The sequence below is a fragment of the Streptococcus sp. 1055 genome (assembly GCF_013276815.1).
Classification (GTDB): domain Bacteria; phylum Bacillota; class Bacilli; order Lactobacillales; family Streptococcaceae; genus Streptococcus; species Streptococcus pseudopneumoniae.
The window spans coordinates 1-17,903 of record NZ_VMLT01000143.1; the positions used below are offsets into that span (position 1 = coordinate 1).

General features: G+C 41.9%; 12 protein-coding genes and 1 pseudogene. 8 read left to right on the plus strand and 5 right to left on the minus strand.

From position 1 onward, the window contains the following. Positions 1-33: 33 nt before the first annotated feature. Positions 34-1,107, minus strand: a complete 1,074-nt coding sequence (locus tag HT699_RS10700) for a DUF2974 domain-containing protein (RefSeq protein ID WP_172926372.1) — start codon at positions 1,105-1,107, stop codon at positions 34-36. Positions 1,108-1,262: 155 nt separating this feature from the next. Between HT699_RS10700 and HT699_RS10705 the strand changes: the two genes are divergently transcribed. Next, positions 1,263-1,940 carry a response regulator transcription factor gene (locus HT699_RS10705; protein ID WP_125452506.1) on the plus strand — a complete coding sequence of 226 codons (678 nt, stop codon included), beginning with the start codon at positions 1,263-1,265 and terminating at the stop codon, positions 1,938-1,940. Continuing rightward, the gene (locus HT699_RS10710; protein ID WP_172934358.1) at positions 1,933-2,907 is read left to right on the plus strand and encodes a sensor histidine kinase; all 975 of its coding nucleotides are present in this window, start codon (positions 1,933-1,935) and stop codon (positions 2,905-2,907) included. Before HT699_RS10705 ends, HT699_RS10710 begins: the two co-directional genes overlap by 8 nt. Positions 2,908-2,953: 46 nt before the next feature. Here the strand turns inward: HT699_RS10710 and thrS are convergent, their stop codons facing one another. The 3 genes and pseudogenes from thrS to HT699_RS10720 form a co-directional block, all read right to left on the minus strand. After that, positions 2,954-4,897, minus strand: a complete 1,944-nt coding sequence (thrS, locus tag HT699_RS10715; protein ID WP_119942398.1) for a threonine--tRNA ligase — start codon at positions 4,895-4,897, stop codon at positions 2,954-2,956. Between the two features lie 40 nt (positions 4,898-4,937). Then, positions 4,938-5,146, minus strand: a pseudogene (locus HT699_RS12225) (hypothetical protein). A 102-nt stretch (positions 5,147-5,248) separates the two neighbouring features. Continuing rightward, positions 5,249-5,593: a hypothetical protein gene (locus HT699_RS10720; protein WP_054388035.1), complete on the minus strand. Its 345-nt coding sequence runs from the start codon at positions 5,591-5,593 to the stop codon at positions 5,249-5,251. A 204-nt stretch (positions 5,594-5,797) separates the two neighbouring features. Between HT699_RS10720 and rpsO the strand changes: the two genes are divergently transcribed. Together rpsO and HT699_RS10730 are read left to right on the plus strand one after the other, a co-directional pair. Continuing rightward, entirely contained in the window at positions 5,798-6,067 is a 270-nt protein-coding gene (gene rpsO, locus HT699_RS10725) for a 30S ribosomal protein S15 (RefSeq protein ID WP_001018251.1), read from the plus strand. An 815-nt stretch (positions 6,068-6,882) separates the two neighbouring features. Further along, positions 6,883-7,497 carry a CadD family cadmium resistance transporter gene (locus HT699_RS10730; RefSeq protein ID WP_119942400.1) on the plus strand — a complete coding sequence of 205 codons (615 nt, stop codon included), beginning with the start codon at positions 6,883-6,885 and terminating at the stop codon, positions 7,495-7,497. 292 nt (positions 7,498-7,789) lie between these two features. Here HT699_RS10730 and HT699_RS10735 read toward each other — a convergent pair whose 3' ends face one another. Then, positions 7,790-8,539, minus strand: a complete 750-nt coding sequence (locus tag HT699_RS10735) for a 1-acyl-sn-glycerol-3-phosphate acyltransferase (protein ID WP_119942402.1) — start codon at positions 8,537-8,539, stop codon at positions 7,790-7,792. A gap of 132 nt (positions 8,540-8,671) precedes the next feature. On the opposite strand from HT699_RS10735, the gene HT699_RS10740 reads away from it, so the two are divergent. The 4 genes from HT699_RS10740 to HT699_RS10755 form a co-directional block, all read left to right on the plus strand. Beyond that, a complete protein-coding gene (locus tag HT699_RS10740) occupies positions 8,672-11,008 on the plus strand; it encodes a cation-translocating P-type ATPase (RefSeq protein WP_172934360.1) in 2,337 nt (778 codons plus the stop codon). Between the two features lie 100 nt (positions 11,009-11,108). Beyond that, positions 11,109-11,786 (plus strand): tRNA (adenine(22)-N(1))-methyltransferase TrmK, encoded by a 678-nt coding sequence (locus HT699_RS10745; RefSeq protein ID WP_000624065.1) that lies wholly within the window; start codon positions 11,109-11,111, stop codon positions 11,784-11,786. Beyond that, complete coding sequence (locus HT699_RS10750) at positions 11,773-12,570, plus strand: Nif3-like dinuclear metal center hexameric protein (protein ID WP_000881159.1); 798 nt, start codon at positions 11,773-11,775, stop codon at positions 12,568-12,570. The genes HT699_RS10745 and HT699_RS10750 overlap by 14 nt, the downstream gene beginning before the upstream one ends. A gap of 415 nt (positions 12,571-12,985) precedes the next feature. Beyond that, positions 12,986-17,903 (plus strand): YSIRK-type signal peptide-containing protein (locus HT699_RS10755; RefSeq protein ID WP_172934359.1); only part of this gene is annotated, 4,918 nt, incomplete at its 3' end.

Sequence of the window (17,903 nt, forward strand, 5' to 3'; positions counted from 1 at the left end):
ATTTTCGAAGAGTATTACCTTTTCATAAGCTTTTTATCTATTCTTCCAAGCTTGGTAACGGGTATCAATCAATAACTGGGTAAGGCGTCCCATGGTTTCTCTTTCTTCTGGAGTGAGGGATTGCGCTTGGACGAAGAGATGATGAATGTGTTCGATAGCCTTGAAGGAAGACAGGTCATTGATAGAGGTGATGCCAGCATCAAGAATGGTGCCAAAGAAGAGGTCGAAGTAGAGCTGGAGTTCCTCGTCAGGGACTGTGGCCACCCATTCTTTGAAGGTTGTGTCGACTTGTTGGCTATCACTGTTGGTCTTATCCAGCTGGACGAAGTGCTTGTTCTCAATCTGCCAACTAAAGGTATCGTGCTGGGCGATACCACCCAAGGCAGTACTGTGCACGATGATTTGCTGGTTAGGGATTTCCAGCAACATACCGATAATGGAACCTTGTGGGATGAAGACCTTGGTTCTATCCATTATCCTTTGATAGCCCGCAGTCTGTGTCAATTCTTGATGGAGACCAGGTGCATCAAATGTATAAACTGCTGTGATCTGATTTTGCAAACTTTGCTCAATTTGGCTAGCAGCATAGATAGCGAGATTTCCTCCCTTGGAATGCCCAGCCAGAATAACCTTTTGCTTAGGATGATGGGCAAAAAAGTTCTTTAAATAGCGAAGGGCGTGCTTTTGAGCAGGAATTTCCTTCATATAGGTCAGGTGGAAATCTTCCTTCCAGCCAATGATACTGTCATCTGTCCCACGAAAGACAATCAGATAGGTATCGAGGCTGACACGATAAGTCATAGCCGCAAATTGCTTTTGCAGTTCAGGGTCGATGTCGTTGATAAAATGGGAGAGTTTGCAATTTTTGAAGCGCTTGTGTTGAGCCGATTCATCTAATAATTGAAGGCGATTTTTGCTAGTAAGCATGGTGGGCTCTCTTGGAACCTGAGGTGCTAGATCTAAAAGACGTTGAGGAAGTGTGGAGACCAGATTATCAAAGGAGAGGTAGGTGATTTCTATTAAGGTTAGAATGTCTAACTCATTCAAGGGAAGGTCGTAATAAGAATCATATGCGACATCTTTCAGATAGTCAAAAATATTGGCCATAAGAGCTCCTTTCTTTTTATTTATCTTAGCAAATTTCCCTCAAATTAGCTAGTAGCATTGCCTGTCTCTGCTGGTTAAAAATAGGCTATGTCAAATTCAGTTTCAGACCTTCTAGCACGGAAAAATCTGTTATAATAATAGAAAAGGAGGAGCGCATGCACAAGATTTTACTAGTAGAAGATGATCAGATCATTCGTCAACAAGTCGGCAAAATGCTCTCTGAATGGGGATTTGAAGTGGTTCTGGTAGAAGACTTTATGGAAGTTTTGAGTCTTTTTGTCCAATCGGAGCCTCATCTGGTCCTCATGGATATTGGTTTGCCCTTGTTTAATGGCTATCACTGGTGTCAGGAAATCCGCAAGATTTCCAAGGTGCCTATCATGTTTCTGTCTTCGAGAGACCAGGCGATGGATATTGTCATGGCAATCAATATGGGGGCGGATGACTTTGTGACCAAGCCTTTTGACCAGCAGGTTCTTTTAGCCAAGGTTCAGGGCTTGTTGCGTCGTTCCTATGAGTTTGGGCGTGACGAGAGTTTACTGGAATACGCCGGTGTGATCCTCAATACTAAATCAATGGATGTACATTATCAAGGGCAAGTCTTGAATTTGACCAAGAATGAGTTTCAGATTTTACGCGTTTTATTTGAACACGCAGGAAATATTGTAGCGCGTGATGACCTGATGCGGGAACTTTGGAATAGTGACTTTTTCATTGATGATAATACTCTCTCTGTCAATGTGGCTCGTTTGCGTAAAAAGTTGGAAGAGCAGGGCTTGGTAGGATTTATCGAGACCAAGAAAGGGATAGGGTACGGACTGAAGCATGCTTGATTGGAAACAATTTTTTCTGGCCTATCTGCGCTCCCGTAGTCGTCTGTTTGTCTATCTGATTTCTTTGACGTTTCTGCTCTTACTCTTTCAGTTTTTATTTGCCAGTTTGGGAATTTACTTTCTCTACTTTTTCCTCTTGTGTTGCTTTGTAACCATCTTATTTTTCACTTGGGACATATTGGTGGAAATGCAGGTCTATCGTCAGGAACTTCTCTATGGGGAGAGGGAAGCCAAATCTCCTTTGGAAATAGCTTTAGAAGAAAAATTAGAAGCGCGTGAGATGGAACTTTATCAGCAGAGGTCAGATTCAGAAAGAAAACTGACGGATTTGCTGGATTACTATACCTTGTGGGCCCATCAGATTAAGACCCCCATTGCAGCTAGTCAACTCTTAGTTACAGAAGTAGCTGACCGCCAACTGAAGCAGCAATTAGAACAGGAAATTTTCAAGATTGATTCCTATACCAATCTAGTTTTACAGTACCTGCGTTTAGAAAGTTTTCATGATGATTTGGTCTTAAAGCAGGTTCAAATTGAGGACCTTGTCAAGGAAATAATTCGTAAATATGCTCTTTTCTTTATTCAAAAAGGCCTAAATGTCAATCTACATGACCTTGATAAAGAAATCGTGACGGATAAAAAGTGGTTGCTAGTGGTTATTGAGCAAATTATTTCAAACAGTCTCAAGTACACCAAGGAAGGTGGTCTGGAGATTTATATGGAGGGGCAAGAGCTTTGTATCAAGGATACAGGAATCGGGATAAAAAATAGTGATGTTCTTCGAGTCTTTGAACGTGGGTTTTCAGGATATAATGGTCGTCTGACCCAGCAGTCATCTGGACTTGGACTTTACCTATCTAAGAAAATTTCTGAAGAACTGGGGCACCAGATTCGTATCGAGTCTGAGGTCGGAAAAGGAACGATAGTGCGGATTCGGTTTGCTCAAGTGAACCTAGTCCTTGAGTGAGAATAGACGAAAAAGCCTCCGAATTGGAGGCTTTTATGCTAGGTTCTTATTTCTCAACGCGTGATTTGTTGGCTATATCAGCTAGGATAGCTTGAACAAAATCATCTACTGAGACAGTTTGTGTTTCTTTTTGGCCGTAGCGACGAACGTTGACTGTTCCGTCTTCCATTTCCTTGTCCCCAACGATCAATTGGTAAGGAATCTTGCTGGTTTGTGAAGCACGGATCTTAAACTGCATTTTTTCATTGCGTTCATCTACGTCTGCACGGACACCACGGTCACGGAGTTTTTTAGCTACTTCCCAAGCGTAGTCCACGTGTTTTTCGTTAGATACTGGGATGAGGGTTACTTGGTGTGGTGCAAGCCATGTTGGGAAGGCACCCTTGTAGTTCTCAATCAAGATAGCTGTGAAGCGTTCCATAGTTGAGATAACTCCACGGTGGATCATAACTGGACGGTGCTCTTCGCCATCAGCTCCGATGTATTTAAGGTCGAAACGTTCTGGAAGCAAGAAGTCAAGCTGGATAGTAGAAAGAGTTTCTTCTTTTCCAAGAGCGGTCTTAACTTGGATATCCAATTTTGGTCCGTAGAAGGCTGCTTCACCTTCGGCTTCAAAGTAGTCCACACCCATTTCATCAAGGGCTGCGCGAAGCATGGTTTGGGCATTTTCCCACATCTCATCGTTGTCAAAGTACTTGTGAGTATCTTGAGGGTCGCGAAGAGAGAGACGGAAGCGGTAGTCAGTCAAGTTGAAGTCTTCATAAACATCGATAATCAACTGAAGGGCACGCTGGAATTCTTCTTGGATTTGTTCTGGAGTAACGAAAAGGTGACCGTCGTTGAGAGACATTTCACGCACACGTTGAAGACCAGTGAGGGCACCAGATTTTTCGTAGCGGTGCATCATACCGATTTCAGCAATACGGATTGGCAACTCACGGTAAGAGTGAACATGGTGTTTGAAGACTTGGATGTGGTGTGGGCAGTTCATTGGACGAAGGACAAATTCTTCCCCGTCACCCATGTCCATAGTTGGGAATATGTCTTCTTGGTAATGATCCCAGTGACCAGAAGTCTTGTAAAGTTCAACAGAAGCAAGTGGTGGAGTATAAACGTGTTGGTAGCCAGAAGCCAACTCTTTGTCAACGATGTAGCGTTCCAACTCACGACGAATAGTCGCACCATTTGGCAACCAGAATGGAAGTCCTTGACCAACTTCTTGTGAAATCATAAAGAGGTCAAGCTCTTTACCAAGTTTACGGTGGTCACGTTCCTTAGCTTCTTCACGCATTTGAAGGTAGTTTTTCAAGTCTTTCTTGTCAAACCAAGCTGTACCGTAGATACGTTGCATCATAGCGTTGTCGCTATTTCCACGCCAGTAAGCACCAGCTACATGGAGAAGGTGGAAGATTTGGATACGACCTGTTGATGGAACGTGAGGTCCACGGCAGAGGTCTACATATTCACCCTGACGATAGATAGTCAAACCGCCTTCGTCTTCTGAGTGTTCTTCAATCAATTCCAACTTGTAAGGGTCATTTTTGAAGATTTCACGTGCCTCGTCTTTAGTCACTTCTTCACGAATAGATGGGAAGTTTTCTTTGACGATTTTTTGCATTTCTTCTTCGATACGAGGAAGGTCTTCGTTAGAGATTTGACCAGCTGTGTTGTCAGTATCGTAGTAGAAGCCATCTTCGATAGCTGGACCAACACCCAAGTGAATGTCTGGGAAAAGACGACGAGCTGCTTGGGCAAACAAGTGAGCAGCTGAGTGACGCAAGATTGGAAGGGCATCTTCGTGATCAGGTGTCACGATTTCGATGCTTCCATCCTCAGTGACAGCACGAGTAGTGTCGATGAGTTTGCCGTTGAATTTACCAGCCAAGGCTTTTTTAGCTAGGGAATTGCTGATAGATTGGGCAATTTCAAAAGTTGTAACGCCAGATTCGAATTCACGAACAGCGCCATCTGGGAAAGTAATGTTAATCATGATGTTCTCCTTACTTATATTATTGACGAATGTGTTAACCCTATTCTAAAAACAGGGATAGAGAATTGTGAAAGCTAGAAAAACAAAAAGCGACATCCTCGAAAGGACGTCGCAACGTGGTTCCACCTTCATTTATGTACCTCAAAAGAGAGGGACACCTCTGATTGGCTCTAACGTGGCCACCGTTTTATGTTTTCATAAAAAACTCAAGAGTAGTATCAGTTTAGGCTCTCTATGCGTTTCCAGCAACCACGCACTCTCTAGTAGAAAGGGACTAAGTGACTTGTCTCTATGGATTATTATAGCATGATTGTGAGATTTTTCAAGGATTTTGTGAAAGTTTTTTGTTTTTCATTTTTGCAGAATATGCTTGATACCAATACCGGAAGCCATGCCGACCAGAGCAAAGGTTTCATAGATTAGCAAGTAAATTAGTATAAACTCACCAAAAGTTATGATAGTAAAGCAAAAGAGCAGTCCGTTACCAATTAACCACCAAAGTGAGAAACGGAAACGGTAGCTATAGAGTAGCGATATAATCAAGATTACCAGAGGTGTAAAGAAGAGAATATTATTTACATAGAGACCCTTGAGCAAAAGGGGGTCAGAAATGATTAGTGATAACAACTCATAAAGTGGCCAATAAAAGAAAAATATGACCAGATAGTAGGGGAGATGGGAATAGAATCTAGGCATGATAATCACCTCGTTTTAAAAAACAGACAACTTGGATTTCTTATTATGATTATTATAGCATATTTAAAACAAGAAAGTAAATCTGTTGACAAAGAAGTTAGTTATTGGTAGAATAGGGATTGTCGTAAAGACAAATAACTTCTTCTTGGTTCCAGGCATGCCAACCTGTCACTCGGATGAAGCCAAATAAAAAGGAGAAACATCATGGCAATCTCAAAAGAGAAAAAAAATGAAATCATCGCACAATATGCACGTCACGAAGGTGATACAGGTTCAGTAGAGGTTCAAGTTGCTGTCCTTACTTGGGAAATCAACCACCTTAACGAACACATCAAACAACACAAAAAAGACCACGCTACTTACCGTGGACTGATGAAAAAAATCGGTCGCCGTCGTAACTTGCTTGCATACTTGCGTAAAAACGACGTTAACCGTTACCGTGAGTTGATCAACTCTCTAGGACTTCGTCGCTAATTCAAGATACAAAGGCCGTCAAAAGCACAAAGCAAAAATAGGAAAATTGACGAAGAAACTTCAGTTTCTAGGAGATTTTATCTTTTTTGCCAAGTGCTTAAGCCGTGTTCAATTGAGCATATCTTGATAATAAAGCTACTCTAAATTGGGTAGCTTTTTTGCGTTGTCACCTTACCTCGCTATACTCAAGTATAATCTTCGGTTACGGTTCCTAACACTGTAAGGTAAAATAAACTAGCTTTTCTCCCTTCGGGGAGATTTTTTTTGTTTCACTGAAAGTTTCGTACAATCTTCGCCTCGTCGCCTAGCCTATAAACGGTTTATCTAGCAAGAATCATGATGCTAAGGGTGTCAAAAATCCGTATGAAAATAGGGAAATGACACAGTGTTCGATGAACACAAGGAGTTTCATCTTTTCCACTAAGATTTTAGCCCGGGCTCAAATCAGCTCTCTGACTTCAGAGGGCTTTTTTATTGAGGTTTTATCGGTCACAATTTTGGAGACTACAAAAACCTCAAATGGTATCAGCTAATTACACCATAAAGGTGCGCAGCTACTCGGCTTGAAAAGTCGAGTAGGTGTCTGCAAGCCCCCTCGGAGAGCCCACACTTTACGAAGTAAAGTATAGTATGTTATACTTTACATGGAAGTAGTCACTGAATTCCAGTTAGAAATTACTTTGTAACTACGTTTTGAGGAGGAGTAAAATGCTTTCCTACGTTCGACATTACCCACTAGCGATAGCTAAATTAATGTGTCTGTGCTCTCCTAAAATCTGCTGATTTATTACTGACTAATACAGGAGGTTTTTTTTATGGGACAGACAATCATATCTGCTATTGGTGTTTATATTTCCACCAGTATCGATTATTTAATTATTTTAATTATTTTATTTGCACAGCTATCACAGAATAAACAGAAATGGCATATTTATGCGGGGCAATATCTAGGCACAGGCTTACTTGTAGGGGCGAGTTTAGTTGCTGCTTATGTCGTTAATTTCGTGCCTGAAGAATGGATGGTTGGATTGCTTGGTTTAATCCCTATCTATTTAGGGATTCGCTTTGCAATTGTTGGAGAAGATGCGGAAGAAGAAGAGGAAGAAATTATTGAAAGATTAGAACAAAGCAAGGCAAATCAACTGTTTTGGACAGTTACATTGCTGACAATTGCGTCTGGCGGAGATAATTTAGGTATCTATATACCTTATTTTGCTTCGTTAGATTGGTCACAGACCCTCGTGGCCTTGCTTGTGCTTGTAATCGGCATAATTATCTTTTGCGAGATTAGTCGGGTGTTATCCTCTATTCCGTTAATATTCGAGACAATTGAAAAATACGAGCGAATCATTGTGCCCTTAGTATTCATTCTACTTGGACTATACATCATGTATGAAAATGGCACGATAGAGACTTTTCTGATCGTGTAGATTTTTTTGTTTCACTAGGATTTTAGCCCGAGCTCAAATCAGCTCTCTGATTTTCAGAGGGCTTTTTCATTGAGTATAAATGGACAAATCTTAACGTTACTCTATTGTAGAGTGGCTTTTGATTTGATTAGGAGATTCTTATAAATATAGTAAAATGAAATAAGAATAGGACAAATCGATCAGGACAGTCAAATCGATTTCTAAGAATGTTTTAGAAGTAGAGGTGTACTATTCTAGTTTCAATCTACTATATAAATGAAAACCTTAGCTGTTTGGCCAAGGTTCATTTCTTCTATGCAAGTTCTTCTCTTTTCTTATCTGGGTTCCAGATGAAGCTTGCGATAAAGCTAAAGATGATGGTTAGGATAGCGAGGATAATAGCAAGGATGAGGGCAGGGATGCGGATAAACCACCAGAGTGGATTTGGTTTTTTATCATTGTGCCATTGTTTCGTTTCTTCGTCCAGACGTTGGAATTCTGTTTGAATACGATTGGCGACTGTTTCAATGCCTTCATCATTCATTTTCTTGATATCTGAGATATCGATTGGATTTCCAAAGTTCATATCCACACGCTCACGGCTAACCAAGCCTTTCAAGGTCATAGGACCTGTATAGGTAACCGGCATGATACGGACCTTGGCCATTTTGGCAATCAGAGCTACGCCCCCCTTGACATCGTTTGAGTGACGGCTCCCACTTGGAAACATGATGAGAGAGCGGTCACTTTTTTTGAGAACGTTGATAGGGTATTTGATGGCAGAAGCGCTTGGATTTTCACGGTCGATGGGAAAGGCGCCACACATACGGATCCACCAGCCAAAGATACGGTTGGTAAAGAGTTCTTTTTTGGCCATAAAGATAAATTGTTTTGGTTTGGTCGCAAAGGCCATGTAAACAGGATCCCACCAGGTGCGGTGAGGCGCAACCAGAATATAATTTTCATCTTTATTAGGAATTTTATCAGTATTATGATAGTGGGCATTGCCATTGATGGACCATAGGAGCAAGACAACCAATCCACGTAAATAAGTATAAAACATGCGATCTCCTTCGATTGTTTTCTTGTTATTATTATACCTTATCAAAGGAGGGCTGGCAAACTTTTCCCTTGACCAGGTTCATATTTGGGATGAGATTAGAATTCTTTTAGAAAAAATGATATGATAGAATTTATGGATAAAAATAAGATTATGGGATTAACCCAAAGAGAAGTCGAGGAAAGACAGGATAAGGGCTTGGTCAATGATTTTACTGCTTCGGCCAGTACCAGCACTTGGCAAATCATCAAACGAAATGTCTTTACCCTTTTTAACGCTTTGAACTTTGTCATTGCTTTGGCACTAGCCTTTGTGCAGGCTTGGAGCAATCTGGTCTTTTTTGCTGTTATCTGCTTTAACGCTTTTTCTGGGATCGTGACCGAGCTACGCGCCAAACACATGGTGGACAAGCTCAATCTCATGACCAAGGAAAAGGTCAAGACTATTCGTGATGGCCAAGAAGTGGCTCTGAATCCGGAAGAATTGGTTCTAGGAGATGTCATTCGTTTGTCTGCAGGAGAGCAGATTCCCAGTGATGCCTTGGTTTTGGAAGGCTTTGCGGAGGTTAATGAAGCCATGTTGACGGGGGAAAGTGATTTGGTGCAAAAGGAAGTGGAAGCCTTGCTTTTGTCAGGAAGTTTCCTAGCCAGTGGGTCAGTTTTATCTCAAGTTCACCATGTCGGTGCAGACAACTATGCTGCCAAACTCATGCTGGAAGCTAAGACAGTGAAACCGATCAACTCCCGTATCATGAAATCTCTGGACAAGCTAGCTGGTTTTACTGGAAAGATTATCATTCCTTTCGGTCTGGCTCTCTTGCTAGAAGCCTTGATTTTAAAAGGCCTGCCTCTCAAGTCATCCGTTGTAAACTCGTCGACAGCTCTTTTGGGAATGTTGCCTAAGGGAATTGCCCTTTTGACTATTACTTCGCTCTTGACAGCGGTGATTAAGCTGGGCTTGAAAAAGGTCTTGGTGCAGGAGATGTACTCTGTTGAGACCTTGGCGCGCGTGGATATGCTCTGTTTGGACAAGACGGGTACCATCACCCAAGGAAAGATGCAGGTGGAGGCCGTTCTTCCACTGACGGAAACTTATGGTGAAGAGGCTATTGCTAGCATCATGACCAGCTACATAGCTCATAGTGAGGATAAAAATCCAACAGCTCAAGCCATTCGAAAGCGTTTTGTGGGAGAAGTTACTTATCCTATGATTTCCAATCTTCCCTTCTCTAGCGACCGCAAGTGGGGAGCCATGGAGTTAGAAGGTTTGGGAACAGTTTTCTTAGGTGCACCTGAGATGTTGCTGGACTCTGAAGTCCCTGAAGCCAGAGAGGCCTTGGAGAGAGGTTCACGTGTCTTGGTCTTAGCTCTCAGTAAGGAGAAATTAGACCATCACAAGCCGCAGAAACCATCTGATATTCAGGCTCTAGCCTTGCTGGAAATCTTGGACCCGATTCGAGAGGGAGCAGCAGAGACGCTGGACTATCTCCGTTCTCAGGAAGTGGGCCTCAAGATTATCTCTGGTGATAATCCAGTTACGGTATCCAGCATTGCCCAGAAGGCTGGTTTTGCGGACTATCACAGCTATGTAGATTGCTCAAAAATCACGGATGAGGAATTGATTGCTATAGCTGAGGAGACAGCTATTTTCGGACGTGTTTCCCCTCATCAAAAGAAACTCATCATCCAAACGCTGAAAAAATCAGGACATACAACGGCTATGACAGGGGACGGGGTTAATGATATCTTGGCCCTTCGTGAGGCAGATTGTTCCATCGTAATGGCTGAGGGAGATCCAGCGACTCGTCAGATTGCCAATCTGGTTCTCTTGAACTCAGACTTTAATGATGTTCCTGAGATTCTCTTTGAAGGTCGTCGTGTGGTCAATAACATTGCCCATATCGCCCCGATTTTCTTGATAAAGACCATCTACTCATTCTTGCTCGCAGTTATCTGTATCGCCAGTGCTCTTCTGGGACGGTCTGAATGGATCTTGATTTTCCCCTTCATTCCAATCCAGATTACTATGATTGACCAGTTTGTGGAAGGTTTCCCACCATTCGTTCTGACTTTTGAGCGAAATATCAAACCTGTTGAGCCAAATTTCCTCAGAAGATCCATGCTTCGTGCTCTACCAAGTGCTCTCATGGTTGTGTTCAGCGTCCTGTTTGTGAAAATATTTGGAGCGAGTCAAGGTTGGTCTGAGATAGAAATCTCAACCCTACTTTATTATCTGCTTGGGTCTATTGGTTTCTTATCCGTATTTAGAGCCTGCATGCCATTTACCCTATGGCGTGTCCTCTTGATTGTTTGGTCAGTAGGAGGCTTCCTAGCCACAGCTCTCTTCCCAAGAATTCAAAAATTGCTTGAAATTTCGACACTTACAGGACAAACGCTACCTGTTTATGGTATCATGATGTTGGTCTTTACCGTGATTTTCATCCTGACTAGTCGCTATCAAGCCAGAAAATAAAGAAAGGCTGCAATCTGTGGATTGCGGTCTTTTTAGGTACAAGATTGCCAGCCGAAATGTGGTATAATAAGAGGTAATAGAGTTTGGAAAGTGAGAGAAGATGATTTCAAAGAGATTAGAATTGGTAGCTTCCTTTGTACCACAGGGAGCCATTTTATTAGATGTGGGAAGTGATCATGCTTATCTGCCCATCGAGTTGGTTGAGAGAGGACAAATCAAAAGTGCCATTGCAGGTGAGGTGGTGGACGGGCCCTACCAATCTGCAGTCAAAAATGTTGAAAGTCACGGGTTAAAGGAGAAAATCCAGGTTCGTTTAGCCAATGGCTTGGTAGCCTTTGAAGAGGCAGACCAAGTGTCGGTCATTACCATTGCTGGTATGGGTGGCCGTTTGATTGCTAGGATTTTAGAAGAAGGCTTGGACAAGTTAGCTAACGTAGAGCGTTTGATTCTCCAGCCCAATAATCGTGAAGACGACTTGCGCATTTGGTTGCAAGACAATGGTTTTCAGATTGTGGCAGAAAGCATTCTAGAAGAAGCTGGCAAGTTTTACGAGATTTTGGTGGTGGAAGCAGGACAAATGAAGCTATCAGCAAGTGATGTTCGATTTGGCCCCTTCTTGTGCAAAGAGGTCAGTCCAGTCTTTGTCCAAAAATGGCAAAAAGAAGCTGTTAAGCTAGAATTTGCCCTCGGACAAATTCCAGAAAAAAATCTGGAGGAACGTCAAGTTCTAGTAGATAAAATTCAAGCCATCAAGGAGGTTCTCCATGCTAGCAAGTGAAGTAATTAACGTGTATGAAGCCTTTTGCCCTCAGGAATTTTCTATAGAGGGAGACAGTCGTGGTCTGCAAATTGGCACTTTGGACAAGGACATCCAAAGTGTCATGGTGGCTCTCGATATTCGTGAAGAAACGGTGGCTGAAGCCATTGAAAAGGGTGTGGATTTGATTATCGTCAAGCACGCGCCGATTTTCCGTCCCATCAAGGATTTGGTAGCTAGCCGTCCACAAAATCAGATTTACATTGATCTCATCAAGCATGACATTGCAGTTTATGTCAGCCATACCAATATTGACATCGTTGAAAATGGTCTCAATGACTGGTTCTGTCAGATGCTAGGAATCGAGGAGATAACTTATCTTCAGGAGACAGGTCCTGAACGTGGAATTGGACGTATTGGGAATGTTCTGACTCAGACCTTTGGGGACTTTGCCCAGTATGTCAAGCAAGTATTCGGCCTAGATAGTCTTCGAATGGTGCATTATCAAGAGAATGACTTGCAGAAACCTATTTCAAGAGTGGCCATCTGTGGTGGAAGCGGGCAGTCATTCTATAAGGATGCTTTAGCTAAAGGAGCGGATGTCTATATCACTGGTGATATTTACTACCACACTGCCCAGGATATGTTGTCTGATGGCTTGCTGGCATTGGATCCAGGTCACTATATCGAAGTGCTGTTTGTGGAAAAAATCGCAGAGCTTCTTAATCAATGGAAAGGAGAAAATGGCTGGACAATTGATATTGTACCTAGTCAAGCATCGACCAATCCTTTCCACCATATCTAGTTAGAAAGTGAAAATAATGAAAAATTGTACTAGTATAATTATGGTAAACTGAAACTACACTAGTACAAATGTGATTCTGAGACATTGTTGAGACTGGATTTTTTTGTAAAACTTATACCCGAAATTTTATAAATAAAAAAATACAATAGTCCTCGTTTTTTGCAGTTTAATCAAAAAATCCAATACATATAATTAGAAAGATAACAATTTACTATAAAATACTCTAAAAACAGAAAAAATTAAATGTTTTTCCTTGCAAAATTCGGGGGGGGGGTGGTATAATTGCTACTAGACTGTATACTCTTCATAGGAGGTATAGTGGGGTAAATAGTCGTAAGTTGCTATTTAATATTATTGTCAATTGAAGAGGAAAATGACATGTTCTCTTCAATCATATCTTTAAGGAGAAAGAGTTATGGATTTTAGAAAGTCTAACAGAGAAAAGGTCTTCCGTTACTCCATTCGTAAGTACCACTTTGGTGCCGCCAGTGTTGCGGTTGCCGCATTGATGTTTTTTGCCAACGGTGCAGTAGCAGCGAGTGAGACAGTCACTCCAGCTACAACTAATGACGTGGTCGCTGGATTTGATGGTAACCCTGATGGGGCTCTGCAGGAGTCGGATGAGGGAGAGTCGAAGGAGGTTGTACTTGAGCAACTTGCTGAAGGCAAGATCACAAAGGAGATAAAAGGGCAAGGGAGGTCAGCGGAAGGATCTAATCAAGGACAGACAGTAGCTGCCCCTAAAACTACTGGAGTAGACTCTAGCCAGCCAGAGTCTGTTCAAGAAAGTCCTCAGGTGAGAGAGAAAAGGGCAGGATCTGCTGACACGATAGCAGCCAAAACAAGCAGCACTGGAGTCCTTCAGCCTCGGGTGCTCAAAGACAGCCAGTCTGACTATGACCTTATTCCACTTGACGATGATGAGGATGATACAGAACAGGATGAACAACCGTTAAACACTCCGGTGACAACAGCGATTCAACCTCGTTCAAGAGGAAGCAGACAAGAAGTTCCTTCAGGCTACATAGCTGTGCCAAGTAATGCTTATGTAGATGGGATCAACTACTTTTTAGAAGATGGACATGCAGGTTCACCTTATGCCCGTGGAACCTATGTCTATGGTTCGCAACGTTCAAGAGCATATTGGGACGGAAAAGAGTTTCGTATTCCGGAAGCGAAAGATTTTATCTACGGGATAGTCAAGAAAACAGAAACTGGTTTTAAATGGGAGATTGATATCAATAAGGGAAAAGTAGGACGGGGTCCACACCACTACTTATCAAATACTTTTTGGTTTACCCTACCTAAAAACCACACTGTAAAAGCAAACTCAGTAACTATTTCTCGTTATGATCATAGGACTGGTGGCACCACTGCTACTAGTGGAGATGCAGGTAACGGAGAGGATCAAATCCTAAAGGCCTTACAATCAGCTGATGGAATTAGTGATGAAAAGCAGGGGACTGTTGCATCAACAGGAGCGGCAGCAAAAAGTGGAGGTTATGGTTATCGGACGGATAGTCTGGATGGCTTAGCCAAGGAAGAAGTTAACTGGTGGGTGCAGAAAGGTTTCTACTACCATGCTGATAAAAACTTCCCAACTGAAGTTGAGAAAAAGGCAGCTTCTAAATACTCTGGTATCAAAAATGAAACCGAGAAAGTCTACACCTTCTCTTTGGACGGAGGACGTGATGATAGCTACCATTTGACCTTTGAGACGACTTCCCCAGATACGACTTTCCGTAATCTCTATTACGCCTTGGGTGTTAAAGGGTTTAGGCTGTCAGGGAAATCAGTTAATCGCTTGCTAGTCAATCAGTGGTACGGTAGAGCTGCCGGTGAAGGAGACCAGGCTGAGAAGTATCCGGCTCAGTTGGAAGGAAATGGCTACTATCAGATTGTACAAGGGCGAATTTGGCAGCCGAAAAATAATAATGTATCAACAACTCCAGGTACCTCTTCATCTTTAATTGCTAAAAGCGATGGAGGCATTGACCTTGAATCTTACTTTAAAAATAGGGATAAGGTAGGGGATAATGCTGAATCACATCCAACTTCTTATAATCTTTTTAAGGACGGCGTCAAAGTTGAAAACAACAAAGAAGCTGCAGACACTATCGTCAATACTCCGGGAGTGAAATCTTATCTTGTAGAGCGAATCTTTGCTGACGGTTCTGGTGAATTGGTTCAGTTAAATTTTGTTGTGAAACCGAAAAAACCAAGTTTAAATACTGATTTGCAAAAGCAAGCAGGGACGATAAAGGATATCACTGCAACTAACGGAACCAAAGGTGTAGAGATGGTTCTCTACCATGACGGAAAAGAAGTAGCAACCAGTATTGCTGGTGATGATGGAAATGCAACCTTCAAAAATGTTGTTATTACAAAAGGTTCTTATACTGTCAAGTCACGTGTTTCAGGTCAGTCTTATTTGACTGCAGAAGGCAAGCGAACTTCACTCTTAGAGTCTGAATCATCAGATGCTAAAGTAGCCAACTACGATAGCAGTCAGATTCGTATTGGGTTTGGACAAAGTGGAGAGGGCGGAGCAGCTTCTAGCTTGGAGACAAGTAAGTATAAAGCACTATATCTTGACAGTTATACTGGAAAGCAACTACAAGTGCTGGTTCGAGTTCCAGGTGGTAAGTCTATCAAAAATATTGAAGTAACTAATTTAGAAAACACGGGCTTGGTTCAGGGTGAAGTGGAGCATGAGGGACCCCTAAGTAGCAAGAAGTCATTAACAGGAACTATTAACAAAACCAATTCAGGTATCCATCAAATTACTGTTACGGTTACAACCGCAGATAATACAACCAAGACAGAAAAACTCTATCTATACATTCCATTTACGAAACCGAGTTTTGCAACAACAGCTGAGAGTTTGAAAGGAAAGACTACAGGAAAACCGGTCATCAAAGCAAACTCTGGAACAAAAGGAGAAGCAGCAAATATTCCTGATAAAGCAAAACTGAAAACCTTCTTGGTTAAAGGTGGGAATGATGTGGATGCTGTAGGCACAGGTGTTTCTGATAATAAGCCTAAAAAAGCTACTGGCTATACTATTCTTGCTAGTGGTGATGTTAAGGCGGATGGAACAGTTGAGTTTACTCCTGATAAGTATAGACAAGAATTGGTGGGGAATGAGGAACTTCGTCTAGTTACGGCAGTGGTTAAGGAAGGTACAGATGAACCTGTTTTAGACTATCTTGTATCACCACTATCAGAATCGCTTAAACTAGAACTTCCTACAGAAGCTAGCCGTGACTTTGTAAGCCCAGTAGAAAAAGTTACCGTTGAAAATCCAGGTAGTCTAAATCAAACCGAGAAAGATAAGCTAAAAAAAGCTATTGAAGATGCTAATCCAGGATTTAAAGTTGAAATAACAGATGATGGTAAGGTTCAGGTGACCAGACCGGATGGACAAAAGGAAGAAGCTGCTGTTAGTGATTTTGTGAAACAAAGTGGGCAAGCAGATTCTGCAGATGATTCGACTTCTCCAAAAGAAATCCAAAAACCAACTGAAAAAGTGAAGGTAGCTAATCCAAATAAGCTAACCAAAGAGGAATTGGAAAAGATTACTCAGAAGGTTCAGGAGAAAAATCCTGGTGCTACTGTAAACGTTGGGCAAAATGGAGATGCCTATGTTGTACAACCAGATGGAACAAGTGGCTTGATTTCCCACAAAGATTTGTTGGAGCTGACAGAAGAGCAAAAAGAAGCTGCAAAGAACCGTAAACCGTTAGTCAACCCAGAGCAGAAAGTACCTGTAACCGATCCAGAGAAACTAAATTCTTCAGATATTGAAAAGATTAAGAAGGCTCTACAAGCTGCTAACCCAGGAGCGACTGTTACAGTGGATAGTGATGGAAATGCAACTGTTACAAGTCAGGACGGATCAGAAAGTAAGTTTATCTCACGAGATGACTTGGTTACAAAAGTGACGGTCCAAGCGCCTCAATCTCCAACTATCTCACAAGATAAAGAAACTCTAACGGTAACATCAATGGTAGGTCAAGACGAAGCTACTAAGGTTATGCTTACGTATACAAATGCTACTGGACAAGAAAAAACTGTTGGTTTTACTAAAACTGGTAGCAACTGGAATAAGGATGACGCCAATGCAGATAGCACAATTTCGATTATAAATGATGAAAATGGACTGGGCAAAATCCTAATCCAAGCTGAAACAGCAGAAGCAGGTTCAACAGTTACAGTTAAGCAGCAGAAGGACGGCTCTGACTTTAGTATAGCAGCTACTACTAAGGTTTTAGGAAGATTAGAGGATGTAAGTGGTATAGCCCAACCAGATGGTTCGGTTGTAATTACTGTACCGCAGGAAGCTACTGAGTTTGATTTGACTTATCATAATCAAACTAGTAATCGTTCAGAAACACAACATTTTAGAAAAACTGATCAAGGATGGAGTGCTGTTGCAGGAATTACAGCTAGTGGCAATAGCTTTACCCTTCCAAAAAGTTTAGTAAAAGACGGGACGGAAGTTGCGGTAAAAGCTTCTAGCGCAACGAAAATTTCAGAGACTAAACGAATTAAGGCTAAGTTTGAACAACCGAGTGCAACAACTAGTGCTACACGTCAAAATGGAGATGTAGAAGTTACATTACCGACAGATGCAGAAAAAGTGACCTTAACTTATAAGAACAAACAAAATACCAATGCCACAGTAACACTGGTTAAACGAGGAAATAATTGGAGTTCTTCAACAACCTTACCAGATGGTATCAGTCTAGCAAATGGTAAGGTTACGCTTGACTATACAAAAGTGAACAGGAATACAAATATCACAACAGCCTCTACTAGAGGAAATGGCGATGTTGAATCTCAAGCAAATAACCAAAATCATCCTATTCCAGAACACACAGCTCCGACGACTAAGACGATTACAAAAGTAATCGGTGAAAATCCTACAAATGCAGAGTTACTTGCTGCTGTAGATGTAGCTAACAAAGCATCAGCTGTACTGAAAGAAGGAACACAGTATCCAACTACAGTAGGGAACCATACTCTTGACGTTGTTGTTACTTATACAGATCAAAGTACAGAAAACGTAAGAGTAACGTATGTGGTGAAACCAGCAGACAAGACAGCTCTAACGCTAGCGAATAACGACTTAGCAAGCGAAGTAGCAAGTCAACCAACTACAGATGACAAGCCACAAAGCAAAGTTGACGCATATACTAAAGCAAAAGAAGCGGCGGATAAAGCAGTGGAAGCAGCGAAAAAAGTAATAGCGGACGACAATGCGACACCAGAAGCTGTACAAGCAGAGCTAGCGAAAGTAAACGCAGCCAAAGCAGCCTTGAAAGCGGCAG